This window comes from Edaphobacter sp., from assembly GCF_035763405.1.
Taxonomy (GTDB): domain Bacteria; phylum Acidobacteriota; class Terriglobia; order Terriglobales; family Acidobacteriaceae; genus Edaphobacter.
In genome coordinates, this window is record NZ_DASUBE010000104.1 from 1 (window position 1) to 15985 (window position 15985).

The following is a 15985-nucleotide window of genomic DNA, read 5'->3' on the forward strand; positions in this document are numbered from 1 at the left end:
AGAACGCCTGCGCAGGCTGATGGAAGTCGGTCGAGGCGAAGACTGCCGGCGGATGATGGCTGACGCTACAGCAGGGTGGGACCTGTTGACTCATCGGTTGGTTGTGCGTGCAATGCTTGCACATCGCCTGCGGCTGTGCGGACAGGTGAAGACACGACGCCGAAGCTGCGAGGAATGCGATGAGGCAGGTGGCGGTGATGCTTCGCGCCAGCGATTGCAGCGGCTTGAAATGCTTCGCATTGGCGAAGGGCCTCATGTAGTCACTATAAATCGTGCGAGGCTCCGCTGGCATTTGCGGCGCGCTGGCGAACAGCGATTCCTTCCCCTTCGGTTCTGCTCAGGGTGAGAAATGGAGATGCAAATTTCGCTGCGGGACGAAGTGCAACATTGAGAGTGAAGGAAGTGCTGGAGAAGCGCGTCACCGTGAAGGTGTCGGGTGCTGCAAAAGGATGATGTCCACGCGGCGATTCTGAGCACGGCCTGCTTCGGTGGCATTCGACGCAATGGGATGATATTCAGCGTAGCCTGCGGCGGCAACGTTGGCCGGGTCGATGTGACCGCTGGAGAGCAGCAGTCGTGCGATGGCTGTGGCGCGCGCGGTGGAAAGCTCCCAGTTCGTGGCGTATTGCAGGGTGTGGATGGGCACGTTGTCGGTGTGGCCTTCAATGCGCAGCGGAGCGTTGGGCAGTGTCGCGGCAAGGCTGGCGAGCGCGGGGATGGATGCGGCGCGGACCTCGGCGGAGCCTGACGCGAAGAATCCCGCCTCATGGAGTGAGATCACGAGTCCCTCGGCGGTCATCTGCATGGTGACGCTGCCGGGCGGGATGCCCCCGGAGGCGACTTGCCGGGCAAGCAATTCGCTAAGACGCTTCTCGATGTCCTTCATAGCTTCGCCGTGCTCCGTGGGCACGGGAAGCGAGACGGGCGCAACGTTGGTCGCGGCCCCACCGGGCACCAGCGGCGGCGTCCTGGAGTGGGCCTCGAAGACGCCAAGCGGACTGAAGGCCGACTGCATGGCCGAAGACAGTTGCGACTGCTTCTTTTTGTCGGCCTGGCTGGAGGCAAACAGCACGACGAAGAAGGCGAAGAGCAGCGTGATGAAGTCGGCATAGGAGACGAGCCAGCGTTCATGGTTGACGTGTTCTGGCTGCTTCTTTTTGCGGCTCATGCGGTGGCCTCCTCGGCCCTGGTCTCCTTGCTCTCGAAGAGGAACGTGCGCAGCTTGGTTTCAATCATGCGCGGATTCATGCCTTCAAGAATGGAGATGACGCCTTCGAGCATCATCTCTTTGATCAGGTGCTGCTGGTGCGCGCGGATTTTGAGCTTGCCCGCCGCCGGAAGAAAGACGAGATTGGCAAAGGCCACGCCGTAGATGGTCGCGACGAAGGCGACGGCGATGCCGCGGCCGACTTCGGTGATGTTGTCCAGATGCTGCATGACCTGGATGAGCCCGAGCACTGCGCCGATGATGCCGACCGTGGGCGAGTAGCCCCCCGCGGCTTCGAAGACCTGCGGAATTTTTTCTTCCATCTCAGATTTGTTGTCGAGTTCCATCTGCATGATCTTGCGGACCTCGTTGGGCTCGGTGCCGTCGATGGCGAGCATCAGGGCCTGGCGGAGGAACGGCTCTTCGACGGTAGGTAGATCCTGGTCGAGCGAGACGATGCCGCTCTTGCGGGCTTTGTTGGCGAAGGCGACGATCTGCTTGAGAACGTCTTCGCCGTTGGATTTGCCGGAGAAGAAGATGCGGGCAAGCTGCTTCAGTGCGGCAAGAAAGATGTTGATGGGAAACTGCAACAAGACAGCGCCGACGGTTCCGCCGATGACGATGAGCGCGGCGGTTGGCTGCGTAATCTGCGAGATGCTGCCGCCCTCCATCATCATGCCGGAGAGGATGCCGATGATTGCGAGTGCGATGCCGCCGATGCTGGCGATGTCCATGGGAGAGCCTTTCGCTGGGTAAGGTTACTTTTGGGGAGACCGCTTGGGATCACGCAGGAGTTTGTCCAGGTCCCCGGCCGCGCGAGCGACCAGCGCCGACGCGGCCTCGGGCCACGCCGCGCGCAGAACGGCGGCGCGATACTCGAGCGTGCGCTCGGAGACTTCGTGGCATGGCTCGAGTACAACGAGCTTTTCGCCGGTAATCAGTGTGAGCATCGTGTCAGGCGCGGCTTCCGCATATTTAATAAGGTCGCAGTTGACGGCCAGACGACTGCCGTTGAGGCGGGTGAGTTGAATCATGCAGGCGGTTCCTCCCATGTGCTTCATCGGCACGGACGGCGGTGTCAATAGATGGGTGCGATGCGGCGGGCCGTCAGAAACGCTTCTAAAGTCAAATGCCGGTGCGCCGATGAGGTGGAAGAACGCGGAGCCTACCGCACGGTGGACCGGACATTCGAGCGTCAGCGAAGAGCGTCGAAGGAACGGAGCAACACTCGGGGCTGGCGGCGCGGTAACTCAAATCGAGCACTATTAGGAGCGTTTCCATATGTCCTTGGGCATTCTCACCAACGTTGCGGCAACGTATGCCGAAAACAACCTGAACCAGACACAGAGCAGCCTGCAGAACGTCCTCCAGCAGCTCTCGTCGGGTTCGCGCATTAACAGCGGCGCAGACGATGCTGCCGGTCTCTCCATCGCGGACGGTCTCCACGCCAACCAGGCAGCACTGAACCAGTCCGCGCAGAACGCGCAGAACGGAGTGGGTCTGCTCCAGACCGCCGACGGAGCGTTGTCGCAGGTGACGAACCTGCTGGATCGCGCCGTCACGCTGGCCACCGAGGCTTCAAACGGCGGCTTGACTACTGCTCAGTCCAACGCCGCCGACACCGAGTTCCAGAGCATCCTGACGGAGATCGGCAACATCGGCTCGACGACCAACTACAACAGCACTGCCGTGTTCTCCGCGACCGCAACGGACTTCGTGGTCAGCGACGGCACTACGGCAGGAACCACGACGATTGCGGCGACCGTCGGCGCTCTCACCACGGCGAACGTGGGCAACGGCACAGGCGTGGACCTGTCGACGCAGGTGCTCACCTCGCAGGCGGCCGCGCAGACCGCGCTGGGCAAGATCACCACGGCCATCGCGGACGTTGCGGCGCAGCGCGGTGCGATTGGTGCGAACATCAACCAGTTGAATGCAGCTGCCAATGTAGCCAGTTCTGAGTCCGTGAATCTGTCGGCGGCTGAGAGCGTAATCAAATCGACCAACTACGGTCAGGCGACCAGCGATCTGGCGAAGTACCAGGTACTGAACCAGACCGGCATCAGCGCCCTTGCGCAGGCCAACAGCGTTGCGCAGGAGGTTCTGAAGCTGCTCCAGTAGTTTGCTTACCGACGATCGGCGGCCTGGCTGCATGAGGCTGGCCGCCGATCGTTCATTTACCGGAAGGCATTAAGCCTCTCTCATGCTTCATGCACCACGACGGCACGGTTCTTGCCTGCTATCGGTCGAAGGTCTGGAAGGTGAAATGGGCACAGTAGGACTTAACTTCGGTGCAGCGGCCAGCGGCCAGGGATTCGATGTGGCCACGACGGTCTCGCAGATACAGGCTTCGGAACAGGCAATCGAGACGCCGTGGAAGAATCAGCTCTCCGCGTTGCAGTCGCAGGACACGGTCCTGACGTCGCTGGGCACGGACCTTTCGACGCTGACAACAAGCCTCCAGTCATTGACGGACTTTGAAGGTGCATTCGCAGCCAAACAAGGCTCCAGCTCAGACACGAACTTGCTCAGCCTGACTTCGGCCAGCGCGACGGCGGCGGCGGGCAGCCATACGATCGTCATCAATTCACTGGCGCAGACCTCCTCCGTTGTAACAACGGCGATCTCGAACGCAAGCGATACGCTCTCGGGCACGGTGACGATTCAGGGGCACACGTTCAACGTGGACAGCGCGGACAACGATAACACGCTCTCGTCACTCTCCTCCGCCATCAATGCGGCGGGGATTGGCGTGAGCGCAAGCGTGCTGACTGATAGCTCGGGCTCGCGTCTCTCCATCGTCAGCAACACGAGCGGCGCGGCGGGCCAGTTGACAGTTACGAGTTCGCTCTCCGGCGCTTCGTCCGGCACCATCACATTCCAAACCGGCGAGAATGGACAGGACGCAAGCCTGACCGTCGATGGTGTGTCGATTGCAAGCTCCTCGAATACAGTGACGAACGCAATTCCCGGCGTCACCTTCCAACTGCTCTCTTCAGCCCCTGCGACGCCGGTGCAGGTGGAGATCACGAACGACACGACTGCGGTGGGCACAGCCATCAACTCCTTCATCACTGCTTACAATGCTGTGGTCAAGGACATCAACACGCAGGAAGGGAAGGATGCGAGCGGCAATCCGCAGCCGCTGTATGGCAGCCCGGCGCTGGCACAGATCCAGGGGCAGCTCACCGGGTCGCTGTTTTCGGGCGCCGCCAGCGGATCGATCAATAACATCACGCAATTGGGAATCAGCATGAACAACGACGGAACGCTGACCCTGAATGCGGACACACTGAACTCAGCTCTGAACTCCAGCTTCTCCGACGTTACAGGCTTTTTGCAGAATGCGGGCAGCTTTGGCCAGACGATGGCCAGCGCATTGAACAACCTGGGGACGCAGGCTCCGAACGGGGCGGTCTACCTGACGCAACAGCAGAACGCCACGCAGGAGTCCTCGCTCAAGGCCGACATCAGCAACGAGGATGCCTTGCTCGCCACGCAGAAAGACCAGCTCACTGCTGAGTTGAATACGGCAAATGAGATTCTGCAATCGATTCCGAGCCAGCTTAACGAAGTCGATGCGATGTACAGCGCCATCACAGGCTACAACACGGGGAAGGGATAAGGGTGAGCGACATGGGTTATGAGCAGCAGGCACTGGCCGGGGCAACAGGCGTGGAGATGGTGGTGGCGCTTTACGATGCGTCGATTCGGTTTCTGTATAGGGCCATGCAGTGCGTGGAGGAGAGCGATATTTACGGCCGCCGCGTCGCGGTGAAGAAGGTGCTGGATATTCTGATGTATCTACAAGCACGGCTGCGACCGGACGTGGGTGGCAGCGCGGCCACGGCGCTCTCGGAGTTTTACGCGGCCATGTTTACGATGACCCTGGAAGCGTCGCACGTCGAGTCGGTGGAACAGTTTCAGGAGGTCATTGCGTGCGTGCGCAATGTGCGCGATGCCTGGCTGGTTGTGGCGCGCGATCCCGAAGCGGGCCGTGTGTTGCCGCGCGAACTCAGGACGCGGGAGGAAAAATTTGTTCCTGCGGCGGTCGCGCGCGAGGTGGTGGAAACGGGCAGCGCCTCGTGTTGGACTGCGTAATCACTGCTGGAATGCGTCACTATGCGGTGACGGAGATCTCTTCTTCGAGCCGCTGCTTTTCAAACAGGCTGGTGTAGTAGCCGTTGCGTGCGAGCAACTCGTCGTGAGTCCCCAGCTCCGCGATGCGTCCGTTCACCAGTACGGCGATCCGGTCTGCGTTGCGTGCGGTCGAGATGCGGTGCGAGATGAAGATTGTCGTGCGGCCCTGCATCTGCTGGCGTAGTCCGCCGAGAATCCGTTCTTCGGTATAGGTGTCCACGCTGGCGAGCGCGTCATCGAGGATCAAAATGCGCGGGTCGCGGAGGAGGGCGCGGGCGATGGCCGTGCGCTGCTTCTGTCCACCGGAGAGCGTAACGCCGCGTTCGCCGACCATCGTCTCGAAGCCGCGCGGAAACTCGAGGATCTCCGCAGCAATGTGTGCGGTGGCAGCCGCCTCTTCCACTTGTTCAGGCGTCGCATCCGGCGTGCCGAAGGCGATGTTCTGCCGGATTGTTTCCGAGAACAGAAAAGTCTCCTGCGGGACGAAACCGATATTTTTGCGCAGCGATTCGAGCGTGAAGTTGCCAACCGGCTGCCCGTCGATAAGGACCTGGCCGGGAGCCGCATCGTGCAGGCGCGGAATGAGATTGACCAGCGTCGATTTTCCCGAGCCTGTCGGGCCGACGATGGCAAGGCTCGATCCGGCGGGAATCTTGAGGTTGATATTCTTCAGTACCGCCGGAGCATCAGGGTACGCGAAGGTGAGGGCACGGAACTCGATCTCGCCCACGACGGGCGTCGCGGTTGCGTGGGGGGCGTCCGCGATGTCGGGCCTCTGCTTCAACAACTCGTCGATGCGGACCAGTGATGCGGTACCGCGCTGGAAGAGGTTGACGACCCAGCCGATGGCGATCATGGGCCACGTCAGTTGCACCATGTAGACGTTGTACGCGGTGAACTGGCCGACAGTGATGTGACCTTCGATGACCTCGCGACCTCCGACGAAGAGCGTAATCATCAGCGAGAGGCCAAGGACGAACTCAAGCGTGGGCCACAGCATCGCCATCAACCGTACCAGGAGCAGGCTGCGGCGGATGTACTCCTGATTGGCCTTTTCGAAGGTCGCAATCTCAGCGTCCTCCTGCGCGAAGGCGCGAATCAGCCGAGCACCGGAGAAGTTCTCCTGTGCCATGGCGGAGATGTCGGAAAACATCGCCTGAATGCGCTCGAAGCGCCGATGAATCCGCGCGCCGAAGTACTGCACCAGCACCGACGCGATGGGCAGTGGCACAAAGGCGCACAGCGTGAGCTGCGGGCTGATGCGCATCATAAACGGCAGCGCGGCCGCGGTGAAGATCAGCGTGTTGGCGCTGTACATGATAGCCGGGCCCAGTAGTTGGCGGACGGCGTTCAGGTCGTTGGTGGTGCGGGCCATGATGTCGCCGGTGCGGTGCGTGTGGTAATAGTCGGCGGACTGGCGTTCGAGATTCTGGAAGAGGTCGTTGCGGATGTCGTACTCGATCTCACGCGAGGCCCCGATGATGATCCACCGCGTGAGATAGAGAAAGACGGCGCAGAGCACGGCAATACCGACGAGCAGCAGCGCGTGGTGCAGAATCTTCTCCCGCGTCAGGCCGTGCTTCATGTCATCGACGGCGTGGCCGATGACGAGGGGGATCAGAATCTTGAGGGTGTTGTACAGCGTGACCGACACCCCGCCCCAGGCGAGACTCTTCCAGTAACGCCTGAGGTAGGGAGCGAGCGGTTTGAGCTTTTGAAACATCCGATAGTTAACTCTTCTTTGTCCTCAAGTTAGACGCCGTTACTTTGTCTCAGGATTCGGAGGAGTTTTAGGCGGTGCTGCCGGCGTTTCCGGCTTCGGCTCGGCCGTAGGCTCGGCTGGCTTGGCCTCAGGCTCAGCAGGCTTCACTGCAGGCTCGGCTGGCTTTGCGGGAGCGGCCTCGGGCTTGGGTTCGGGCGGTGTGTCGGACTGGGCGACAAGCTCGACATCGAAGATCAAATTAGCCTTGGCGGGCATCCGCGGCGGGTTGCCCATCTCTCCGTAGGCGAGCTGGTATGGGATGAAAAGACGGCGCTTGCCGCCGACGTGCATTCCTTCAAACCCCGTGTCCCATCCAGTGATGACGCGGCGCGCTCCGCAGGGAAACACGATCGGCTCGCCGCCGGGATGGTCGAACGACGAATCAAACTTCGTGCCGTCGGGGAACCAGCCCGTGTAGTGGACGGTGTACCACTTATGCGTCTCGGCCAGCGGGCCTTTGCCAACGCGGATGTCGATGTATTTCAGCGCATAGAGCGTCTTGGGAATGCCCGGGACGTGCGGGATGGCGGAGACTTTGGCGGAAATCTTGGTGGTTGCGGTGTGGTGGGTCGTCGTCGTGTGATGCACGGCCGGTTTCGAGGTCTGGGCGGTTGCGGCAGTAGCTGCCAGGAGCGCGAGCGAACAGAGCTTGAAGGTCATCGTGGTTTCAGTTTAGGACGAGTTGACGGTTTGTGGAGCCACCTCTCGACGGAACAGGGTATTTCTAAGGAGAGCACCCGGTGCGTTATGATTTTTTCGGTGTGTTAATTCGGAAAAATCGGTTGTCTGAAGTCTTAAGGAGAAAGCAATGCGCATTGGTATGTTGACTGGAGGCGGGGACTGCCCCGGGTTGAACGCTGTGATTCGCGCGGCGGTCCGCAAGGGAATCCTTCACTATGGAGACGAGTTTGTCGGATTTCTGGAAGGCTGGCGGGGCGTGATCGAGAACAACACCATGCCGCTGAATCTGGAGACGACCTCCGGCATCCTGCAAAAGGGTGGAACCATCCTCAGGTCTTCGCGGACAAACGTGAAGAAGGTCCCGGGCGGATTCGAAAAGTGCCTGGCGTCGATTAAGGCCAACAAGCTGGACGCACTGATCGCCCTCGGCGGCGACGATACCCAGTCGATTACGCTGGCGCTCGGCGAGCAGGGCGTCAAGTGCGTGGGTGTGCCCAAGACCATCGACAACGACCTGAGCGGCACCGATGTCTGCTTCGGCTTCGACACCGCGGTGAGTATTGCTACCGAGGCAGTGGACCGGTTGCACTCGACCGCCGAGTCGCACAACCGCATCCTGGTCTGCGAAGTCATGGGCCGCGACGCGGGATGGATTGCGATTTCTTCCGGCCTGGCCGGCGGAGCCGACGTGATTCTGGTGCCTGAGGTGCCGATCGACATCGAAGAAGCCTGCCGCCTCATCAAGTATCGCTGGGAGCACGGCAAGAAGTTCTCCATCGTGGTCGTCGCCGAGGGTGCAAAGTTTCCCGAAGGCGAGCTGGCGACACACGACGCGAGCGTGGACTCCTTCGGGCACGCCCGACTGGCTGGCATTGGCCAGGCGGTGGCCGAGGCCATCGAAAAGCGTACGGGCTACGAGACCCGCAGCGTGAACCTGGGACACACCCAGCGCGGAGGCACCCCGACCGCCTATGACCGGATGCTGGCCACCCGCTACGGGACGGCCGCCATCGATCTGGTTCATGCCGGGAAGTTCAACCGTCTGGTTGTGCTCAAGGGCACGCAGATCTCCGACATCCCGCTGGCCGACGCGATTGCCAAGACCCGCACGGTGGGAGAAGACCTGCTGAATGTGATGAAGGGCTTGCAGCCTCCCCGTTAGCTTCTAGTTAACAAAGGAGATTTTTGTTGCCTCGTCCCCCGGAAGGGGGTACAAAGATGGTGCCGGGGAGAGTTCCCTCCGGCACCGTTTTTGGTTTAAAGTTGTGGCTCAGGGAGACTTTACGATGGCTGTCGCGGTGCAGATGATCGTGCGCGAGGTGATGGACATCCGGCAGGCGTCCGAATACCTGGGCATTAGCGGGGACACGCTCTACCGGTATGCCTCCGAAGGCTTCGTCCCTGCGTTCAAGCTGGGCAACCGCTGGCGGTTCAAAAAGTCGCTGCTCGATGCATGGATGGATGAGAAGTCGGGCGTGCGCCCTGCCTCTCCCGTCGCAGTGATGCCGAAGCAGAAGAAGCCCGTCGCACGGGCCCGGTAACTGGGAAACCGATTCGACCACGGATTTGCGCGGATGAACACGGATATATTTCTTCATTTCCATTCCATACCCTGAGCGAAGGGGAAGGAACCTGCTTTTATCCGTGCGATCCACGCCAATCCGTGATCGATTTAACTCTTCGCAGGCTGGAGCGTCAGCAGGGTAATCTCCGGCGGGCAGTTCAAGCGAAACGGCACGCCCACCGTGCCGATGCCGCGATTGACATAGAGCTGCATCCGTTCAAAGCGGAAGTAACCTTCGACATATTTTTCGCCCATCGGCGGCAGCACGAGCGCGCCCAGAAAGGGCAGGCGAATCTGGCCTCCGTGGGAGTGCCCGGCTAGCATCAGATCGACCAACGGAAAGCGCGGGTGCCGGACGACCGTGTCGGCGTAATCAGGCTCGTGCGCCATCAGGATGACGGGTGCTCCGGGGTTGTCGGGCACGGCGAGGTTGAGGTCCGGATGCCGGGTGCCGGGGTCGTCCACGCCGGCCAGCCACAGGCGCTCGCCTCCGCGCTCGATGGCGATGTGCTGGTTGACGAGGACAGGCGTGCCATGCGAGGTCAGCGCCTCGATGACCAGCGGCGCGCTGACCGTCACGTCGTGATTGCCGAGGCAGGCATAGCGCAGGGGCGCGTCGAGGGTGCTGACGATCTCGGCGCAGCGGTACGCAGCGTTGCGCGCGGCGAACATGGAATAGATGCCGCGAGTCACGAAATCTCCTGTCAGCAGCGCGAGGTCCGGCTTGAGCGCGTTGACCTGGCCTACGATGCGCTCCAGAAAATAGGGCTCCGTGTACTCGTCCAGGTGGATGTCGCTGATCTGGGCGACGGTGTAGCCGTGAAACGGCGCAGGCAGGTTATCGATGGCGACCGTGCGGCGGACAATGTCGATCTCGTGGCGGCCAACTTCGCCGGAGTACAGGGCCAGCCCCGCTGCTGCGGCTCCTGAGCCAATAAGAAAGCGGCGCCGGGAGACACTCATCGTCCGGCCAGGTGAAGAAACAGACATAAACCATGATACCGGCTCCCATAGCCGGTTCGTTGCTTCGTCCATTACTCAGCCCGATACGCCCATCTCCTGAACGAAGCCTGCGCAGGTTTCGGTAGAATCGGAAGTGATGAATTTTCTTGATCGTAAGAAGAGAGCGGCAGCCGCTGCGAAGGCTGCCGGGGTGAATGCTCTGCTGGTGACGCACCTGCCGGATGTGCGGTATCTGTGCGGATTTACTGGCTCGAACGCCGCGCTGGTGCTGGCCGGGGGGCGGGCGGTGCTCTTCACCGATGGCCGTTATACCGCCCAGGCAAAGGCTGAGGCCCGGGGCACTCGCGTCGTCATTGCGAAGAAGCCCGCCCTTACGGCGGCCTGCGAGTGGCTGGAGGCGGCTAAGGTTCGGCGCTGCGGCTTCGACGCCGAGCACACCACGGTCGCCGCGCTCGATGGGATGCGCAAGGCAGTCTCCGGCAAGCTGCGGCGCGGCATGTTTCAACCGACCAAGCCTCTGATCGCCGCGATGCGCGAGGTGAAGGACGCCGACGAGATCGCGCGCATCAGGAAAGCTGCCGCGTTGGGTTGCAGGCTGTTTGATGGAATGCTCGAATTTCTGGAGCCCGGCATGACTGAGATGGCGGTGGCTGCCGAACTGGAGCATCGCGCTCGGCTGGCTGGGGCCGAAGCGATGTCGTTCGAGACGATCGTCGCCAGCGGTATGCGCTCCTCCATGCCGCACGGCCATGCGACCATGACGAAGCTGCCGAAGCAGGGGTTCGTTACCCTGGACTTCGGCGTGGTGCTCGCAGGTTACATGAGCGACATGACCCGCACGGTCCACCTGGGCAAGGCGCGAGCGGGCGAGCGGGAAGTGTATGATGCGGTTCTGGAAGCGCAGGAGGCGGCCGTGGCCAGGGTGGCCCCGGGCGTCGTTACGGCGGAGATTGATGAAGCCGCGCGCAGCATACTCCGGCGGGCGAAGCTGGCCAGGTACTTCAGCCACTCGACTGGGCACGGCGTTGGACTTGAAATTCACGAGGGGCCGCGCCTCGCGGCGAAGCAGACGCAGAAGCTCGAAGAGGGAATGGTCATCACGATTGAGCCGGGGGTCTACATGCCGGGCAGGTTCGGAGTTCGGATTGAGGACATGGTTCTGGTAACTTCAAAGGGCGGCGAGGTTTTGACGCCAAGCGTAAAGGCATGGATTGAGTTGTAGCCAAAAGTGCCGCAACAGGCACGGGAGAGATGATGGAAGCGAAAAAACTGGATGAGCTGCGCGAGCTGGTCGAATTTCTGAAGGCGAACGGTATCGCCGAGTTCGACATGGATCAGGACGACCTGAAGGTCAGGATCAAGTTTGCGGGCGCGGCTGCGCCGAGCGGAATCGACATGGGACAACTGAGCCGCCTGGAGGCCCCGGCTGCTGGCGTTGTCGCTCATGCCGCGTCGGTTGCGGCTTCGGCCACCCCGGCGGCTGCCGAAGAGGCGCTGCACGAGGTGAAGTCGCCGATTGTGGGCACGTTCTACGAGTCGCCCTCGCCCGGCGCGCCGCCCTTCGTCAAGATCGGCGACCAGGTGGAGGCAGGTCAGGTGCTCTGCATCGTCGAGGCCATGAAGCTGATGAATGAGATCGAGGTCGACGTCGCAGGCGAGGTCGTCAAGCGCATCGCCACCAGCGGGCAGCCCGTGGAGTACGGTCAGCCTCTGTTTGCCATCAGGCCGAGGTAAGTTCTCAGTTCTCCGTGATCCGTTCACAGTTCGATATTTTGGAGCCACATGTTTCGTAAGGTATTGATTGCAAATCGTGGGGAGATTGCGCTGCGTGTGATTTCGGCGTGCAAGGAGATGGGCATCCGCACGGTTGCGGTGTACAGCGAGGCCGACCGGAACTCGCTCCACGTGCGCTTTGCCGATGAGGCCATCTGCATCGGCCCGCCGAAATCTGCTGATAGTTACCTGAATGTGCCCGCCGTCATCTCGGCCGCCGAGATTGCGGACGTGGACGCGATCCATCCCGGCTACGGCCTGCTGAGCGAAAACGCGAACTTCGCCGAGGTCTGCCGCGCCTCGAACATCAAGTTCATCGGGCCGCCCCCCGAGGTCACGCGCATGATGGGCGAAAAGTCCACAGCGCGCCAGACGATGAAGAAGGCCAAAGTACCCATCCTGCCCGGCTCCGACGGCGTGATTGCCGACGAAAACGAGGCGCTCGACTGGGCGAAGAGCGTCGGCTATCCAGTCATTCTGAAGGCCGTCGCGGGCGGAGGCGGGCGCGGAATGCGCATCGTTCGCAGCGCCGAGGAGCTGCCCGCCATGTACCAGCAGGCGTCTACCGAAGCCGCGAACGCCTTCGGCAACGGCGACATGTACATGGAGAAATTTATCGAGCGGCCCCGCCACATCGAGTTTCAGGTATTGGCCGATGAGCACGGCAACGTGATGAGCCTCGGCGAGCGCGAGTGCTCCATCCAGCGCCGCCACCAGAAGCTGATCGAAGAGGCCCCGAGCCTTCAGATCACTCCAAAGCTGCGCGAGGAGCTGGGCAAGACCATCAAGCGGGCGCTCGAAAACATCGGCTACTGGAACGCCGGAACCATCGAGTTCCTGATGGACGAGGATGGCAAAATCTACTTCATCGAAATGAACACGCGCATTCAGGTGGAGCACTGCGTCACCGAGATGGTCACGGGCATCGACCTGGTGAAGGCGCAGTTGCGCATCGCTGCCGGAGAAAAGCTGACCTCGATCATCACCAGGCCGGTCGAGATTCGCGGCCACGCCATCGAGTGCCGCATCAACGCCGAGCACCCGGAAAAATTCACACCCAGCGCAGGCAAAATTACGGCGTTCAATGTTCCGGGTGGCAACGGCGTGCGCGTGGACACGGCGCAGTACTCCGAAGGCGTCGTGCCGCCGTACTACGACTCGATGATTGCCAAGCTCATCTGCCATGGCGCGGACCGTACCGAGGCCATGGACAAGATGCAGCGCGCGCTCTCGCAGTTCGTCGTGCAGGGCATCCATACGACAATCCCGCTGCACCAGCGCATCTTCGCCGACGAGGAATTCCGCGCCGGAAAGTTCGACACGAAGTTTATGGAGCGGTTTCTGGAGCGGCAGAAGAGCGAGCCAGCGAGCTAGAGCCGTTCTCTCTTAGGTGTAGGGCACTTCGTTTGTCATTCCCGAAGGGAATCTGCGTTTTGTTTCAAATGCCACAGACACATCTGGAGGAGAACCGCTTTCACGGGTCAGTGCATGATTCCAAAACTCTATCCGATTGTGGACGCAGGCGTACTCGCTTCGCGCAGAGTCGCAGTTGCCGACTTCGCGCACGAACTGCGGGCCTCTGGGGTGACGCTGCTCCAGTACCGCGATAAGGTTGGCTCGCCGCAAAACATATTGCGCGCGGCGGCGGCCATACGCGAAGCATTCGCCGACGCAGACTGCCGGTTGATCCTGAACGACCGCGCTGACCTGACGGTGCTCGCCGCGTGGGACGGCGTACACGTCGGACAGGATGATCTCTCTCCCGAAGATGCGCGCCGCGTGGTCGGGCCCGCACGGTGGGTGGGGATCTCGACCCACACGGACGAGCAGGTGCGGCTGGCCAATCTCACCTGCGCCGACTATGTGGCTGTAGGGCCGGTTTTTGCCACGCGCACCAAGCTCGATGCCGAGCCGCTGATTGGGTTGGAGGGCGTGCGCCGCGCCCGGGCGCTTACGTCGAAACCCATCGTGGCCATCGGCGGAATTACGCGGGCCAATGCGCAGAGCGTTCTCGACGCAGGCGCGGATTCTGTGGCGGTCATCGGCGGCTTGTTTGCCGCAGGGGAGAGCGTCCGGAAGGTGACTGAAGACTTTCTCGCAATTTTCCGGTAGAACAGACGAGGCGCAATTTCGCGCCGCGCGGCGGCTTGCGGACTGCGGAAAATCTCCGTCTTGCTTAAGGACACGGCTTCAGCCGTGTCGCAAGTGCTGAACGTGCTACGGGGCTTCAGCCCCTGAGGTACGCATTCAGTGGCAGTGACGAGTTTTCTGGTCTGCTACGCCCGAAGCGCGCGGTGTCGCGTGAAGATTTGTGATGTGAGAGGTTTTTACCGGATGTCGAAGCTGCTGGCAACGAAGCCAATCGAATCAATCATGAACGAAGCTGCCGAGACGGGCAGCTCAACGCTGAGGCGCTCGCTCGGTGCGACCAACCTGATCTCGCTTGGCATCGGCGCGATCATCGGCACGGGAATCTTCGTGCTGACCGGCCCCGCTGCGGCGCGGTACGCCGGTCCGGGAGTGGTGTACTGCTTCATTCTCGCGGCAGTCGGCTGTGTATTTGCCGGGCTTTGCTACGCGGAATTCGCGGCGATGATCCCCATTGCGGGCTCGGCCTACACCTACGGCTACGCCACGCTGGGCGAGATCTTCGCCTGGATCATCGGCTGGGACCTGGTGCTGGAGTATGCGTTCGGCGCGGCCACGGTCTGCTCCGGGTGGAGCGGCTATGTGCTCAGTCTGGGACAGGACTTCGGGCTGCGACTGCCGCCGGAGCTGGCCGGAACTCCGGGTTCGACGTTTGTACTGTGGCAGGGACACTGGGAGTTTCTCGGGCGCGTCTCCGGCAAATTGATGGAGCTGCACATCGACCCGGCCACGCTGCCGCAGCGCCACGGCGTCTTCAACCTGATTGCGTTCCTCGGGATCATGGCCGTGACAGCGATCCTGATCGTCGGCATCAAGGAGTCGGCGAACTTCAACAGCTTTATTGTCGTCGTGAAGGTCATCGTGCTGCTGATCTTTCTCTACATCGGCGGCCTGATGCTGCTTCACCATCCGGAGCTTCCGAGCATCAACTGGCATCCGTTTCTGCCCGCAAATACAGGCAAGTTCGGCTCCTTTGGCTGGTCAGGCGTGCTGCGCGGTGCCGGAGTGATCTTCTTTGCGTACATTGGATTCGATGCCGTCTCGACGGCAGCGCAGGAGGCGAAGAACCCGAAGCGCGACATGCCGATGGGGATTCTGGGCTCGCTTGTCATCTGCACGATTCTGTACATTCTGGTGGCCCTGGTGCTGACGGGCCTGGTGAACTATCGCGACCTGAACGTGCCGGACTCACTGGCTGTGGGCATCGACGTGACGGGCGTGCGCTGGGGCAGCCTGCTGGTGAAGTTTGGCGCGCTGGGCGGACTGACCAGCACCATGGTCGTAATGCTTCTGGGGCAGAGCCGGGTGTTCTTCTCCATGTCGAAGGATGGTCTGCTGCCGAAGTTCTTCTCGACCGTGCATCCACGGTTTCAAACGCCGTGGATCTCGTCGCTGACGGTAGGCCTGGTGGTTGCCGTGTTCGCGTCCACAATCCCGCTGGATGCGCTGGGCGAGATGACATCGATCGGCACGCTGCTGGCGTTCATTATCGTGTGCGCGGGCGTATGGGTGCTGCGCCGTCGCCGGCCGGACCTGCCGCGTCCGTTCCGTGCGCCGTTTTCTCCGGTTACGCCGATTCTGGGCATCGTGATCTCGCTGGCCATGATGGTTGGTCTTCCATGGGAGACCTGGGCGCGGCTCATTGTCTGGCTGATTGCCGGGTTGCTGATTTACGTGTCCTACAGCAGACGTCACAGCAAAGTGCAACTCGCGCTTGGGGAAGAAGTAGCAGGAGATTAACCTGGGT

At 61.5% G+C, this 15985-nt stretch carries 17 protein-coding genes; 10 read left to right on the forward strand and 7 right to left on the reverse strand.

Annotated features, from left to right (window positions below):
* From VFU66_RS10640 to VFU66_RS10655, 4 genes are all read right to left on the reverse strand, one after another.
* On the reverse strand, nucleotides 1-256 hold a 256-nt coding region (locus VFU66_RS10640; RefSeq protein ID WP_326446230.1), incomplete at its 3' end, for a hypothetical protein.
* Nucleotides 257-418: 162 nt separating this feature from the next.
* Complete coding sequence (locus tag VFU66_RS10645) at nucleotides 419-1168, reverse strand: flagellar motor protein MotB (RefSeq protein WP_326446231.1); 750 nt, start codon at nucleotides 1166-1168, stop codon at nucleotides 419-421.
* Nucleotides 1165-1941 (reverse strand): flagellar motor protein, encoded by a 777-nt coding sequence (locus tag VFU66_RS10650; RefSeq protein ID WP_326446232.1) that lies wholly within the window; start codon nucleotides 1939-1941, stop codon nucleotides 1165-1167. The genes VFU66_RS10645 and VFU66_RS10650 overlap by 4 nt, the downstream gene beginning before the upstream one ends.
* 24 nt (nucleotides 1942-1965) lie before the next feature.
* Nucleotides 1966-2241 carry a flagellar FlbD family protein gene (locus VFU66_RS10655; protein ID WP_326446233.1) on the reverse strand — a complete coding sequence of 92 codons (276 nt, stop codon included), beginning with the start codon at nucleotides 2239-2241 and terminating at the stop codon, nucleotides 1966-1968.
* 247 nt (nucleotides 2242-2488) lie between these two features.
* Here VFU66_RS10655 and VFU66_RS10660 point away from each other — a divergent pair, with 247 nt between their 5' ends.
* From VFU66_RS10660 to fliS, 3 genes are all read left to right on the forward strand, one after another.
* Nucleotides 2489-3328 (forward strand): flagellin, encoded by an 840-nt coding sequence (locus tag VFU66_RS10660; RefSeq protein ID WP_326446234.1) that lies wholly within the window; start codon nucleotides 2489-2491, stop codon nucleotides 3326-3328.
* 145 nt (nucleotides 3329-3473) lie between these two features.
* The gene (fliD, locus tag VFU66_RS10665) at nucleotides 3474-4832 is read left to right on the forward strand and encodes a flagellar filament capping protein FliD (RefSeq protein ID WP_326446235.1); all 1359 of its coding nucleotides are present in this window, start codon (nucleotides 3474-3476) and stop codon (nucleotides 4830-4832) included.
* An 11-nt stretch (nucleotides 4833-4843) separates the two neighbouring features.
* Nucleotides 4844-5308, forward strand: a complete 465-nt coding sequence (gene fliS, locus VFU66_RS10670; RefSeq protein ID WP_326446274.1) for a flagellar export chaperone FliS — start codon at nucleotides 4844-4846, stop codon at nucleotides 5306-5308.
* A 19-nt stretch (nucleotides 5309-5327) separates the two neighbouring features.
* Here the strand turns inward: fliS and VFU66_RS10675 are convergent, their stop codons facing one another.
* Complete coding sequence (locus VFU66_RS10675; protein ID WP_326446236.1) at nucleotides 5328-7070, reverse strand: ABC transporter ATP-binding protein; 1743 nt, start codon at nucleotides 7068-7070, stop codon at nucleotides 5328-5330.
* A 39-nt stretch (nucleotides 7071-7109) separates the two neighbouring features.
* Entirely contained in the window at nucleotides 7110-7769 is a 660-nt protein-coding gene (locus VFU66_RS10680; protein WP_326446237.1) for an FKBP-type peptidyl-prolyl cis-trans isomerase, read from the reverse strand.
* 148 nt (nucleotides 7770-7917) lie between these two features.
* On the opposite strand from VFU66_RS10680, the gene VFU66_RS10685 reads away from it, so the two are divergent.
* Both VFU66_RS10685 and VFU66_RS10690 read left to right on the forward strand, forming a co-directional pair.
* Entirely contained in the window at nucleotides 7918-8952 is a 1035-nt protein-coding gene (locus VFU66_RS10685) for a 6-phosphofructokinase (protein ID WP_326446238.1), read from the forward strand.
* A gap of 124 nt (nucleotides 8953-9076) precedes the next feature.
* Nucleotides 9077-9331 carry a helix-turn-helix domain-containing protein gene (locus VFU66_RS10690; protein ID WP_326446239.1) on the forward strand — a complete coding sequence of 85 codons (255 nt, stop codon included), beginning with the start codon at nucleotides 9077-9079 and terminating at the stop codon, nucleotides 9329-9331.
* A 131-nt stretch (nucleotides 9332-9462) separates the two neighbouring features.
* On the opposite strand, the gene VFU66_RS10695 is transcribed toward VFU66_RS10690, so the two are convergent.
* Entirely contained in the window at nucleotides 9463-10317 is an 855-nt protein-coding gene (locus tag VFU66_RS10695; protein WP_326446240.1) for a metallophosphoesterase, read from the reverse strand.
* Nucleotides 10318-10453: 136 nt separating this feature from the next.
* On the opposite strand from VFU66_RS10695, the gene VFU66_RS10700 reads away from it, so the two are divergent.
* From VFU66_RS10700 to VFU66_RS10720, 5 genes are all read left to right on the forward strand, one after another.
* The gene (locus tag VFU66_RS10700; protein WP_326446241.1) at nucleotides 10454-11539 is read left to right on the forward strand and encodes a M24 family metallopeptidase; all 1086 of its coding nucleotides are present in this window, start codon (nucleotides 10454-10456) and stop codon (nucleotides 11537-11539) included.
* A 32-nt stretch (nucleotides 11540-11571) separates the two neighbouring features.
* Nucleotides 11572-12051, forward strand: coding sequence for an acetyl-CoA carboxylase biotin carboxyl carrier protein (gene accB / locus VFU66_RS10705; RefSeq protein WP_414649420.1), 480 nt, complete (start codon nucleotides 11572-11574; stop codon nucleotides 12049-12051).
* Nucleotides 12052-12099: 48 nt separating this feature from the next.
* Nucleotides 12100-13464, forward strand: a complete 1365-nt coding sequence (gene accC / locus VFU66_RS10710) for an acetyl-CoA carboxylase biotin carboxylase subunit (protein WP_326446243.1) — start codon at nucleotides 12100-12102, stop codon at nucleotides 13462-13464.
* Between the two features lie 114 nt (nucleotides 13465-13578).
* Nucleotides 13579-14202: a thiamine phosphate synthase gene (gene thiE, locus VFU66_RS10715; protein ID WP_326446244.1), complete on the forward strand. Its 624-nt coding sequence runs from the start codon at nucleotides 13579-13581 to the stop codon at nucleotides 14200-14202.
* A gap of 261 nt (nucleotides 14203-14463) precedes the next feature.
* The gene (locus tag VFU66_RS10720; RefSeq protein ID WP_326446245.1) at nucleotides 14464-15978 is read left to right on the forward strand and encodes an amino acid permease; all 1515 of its coding nucleotides are present in this window, start codon (nucleotides 14464-14466) and stop codon (nucleotides 15976-15978) included.
* The last annotated feature ends 7 nt before the right edge of the window (nucleotides 15979-15985 follow it).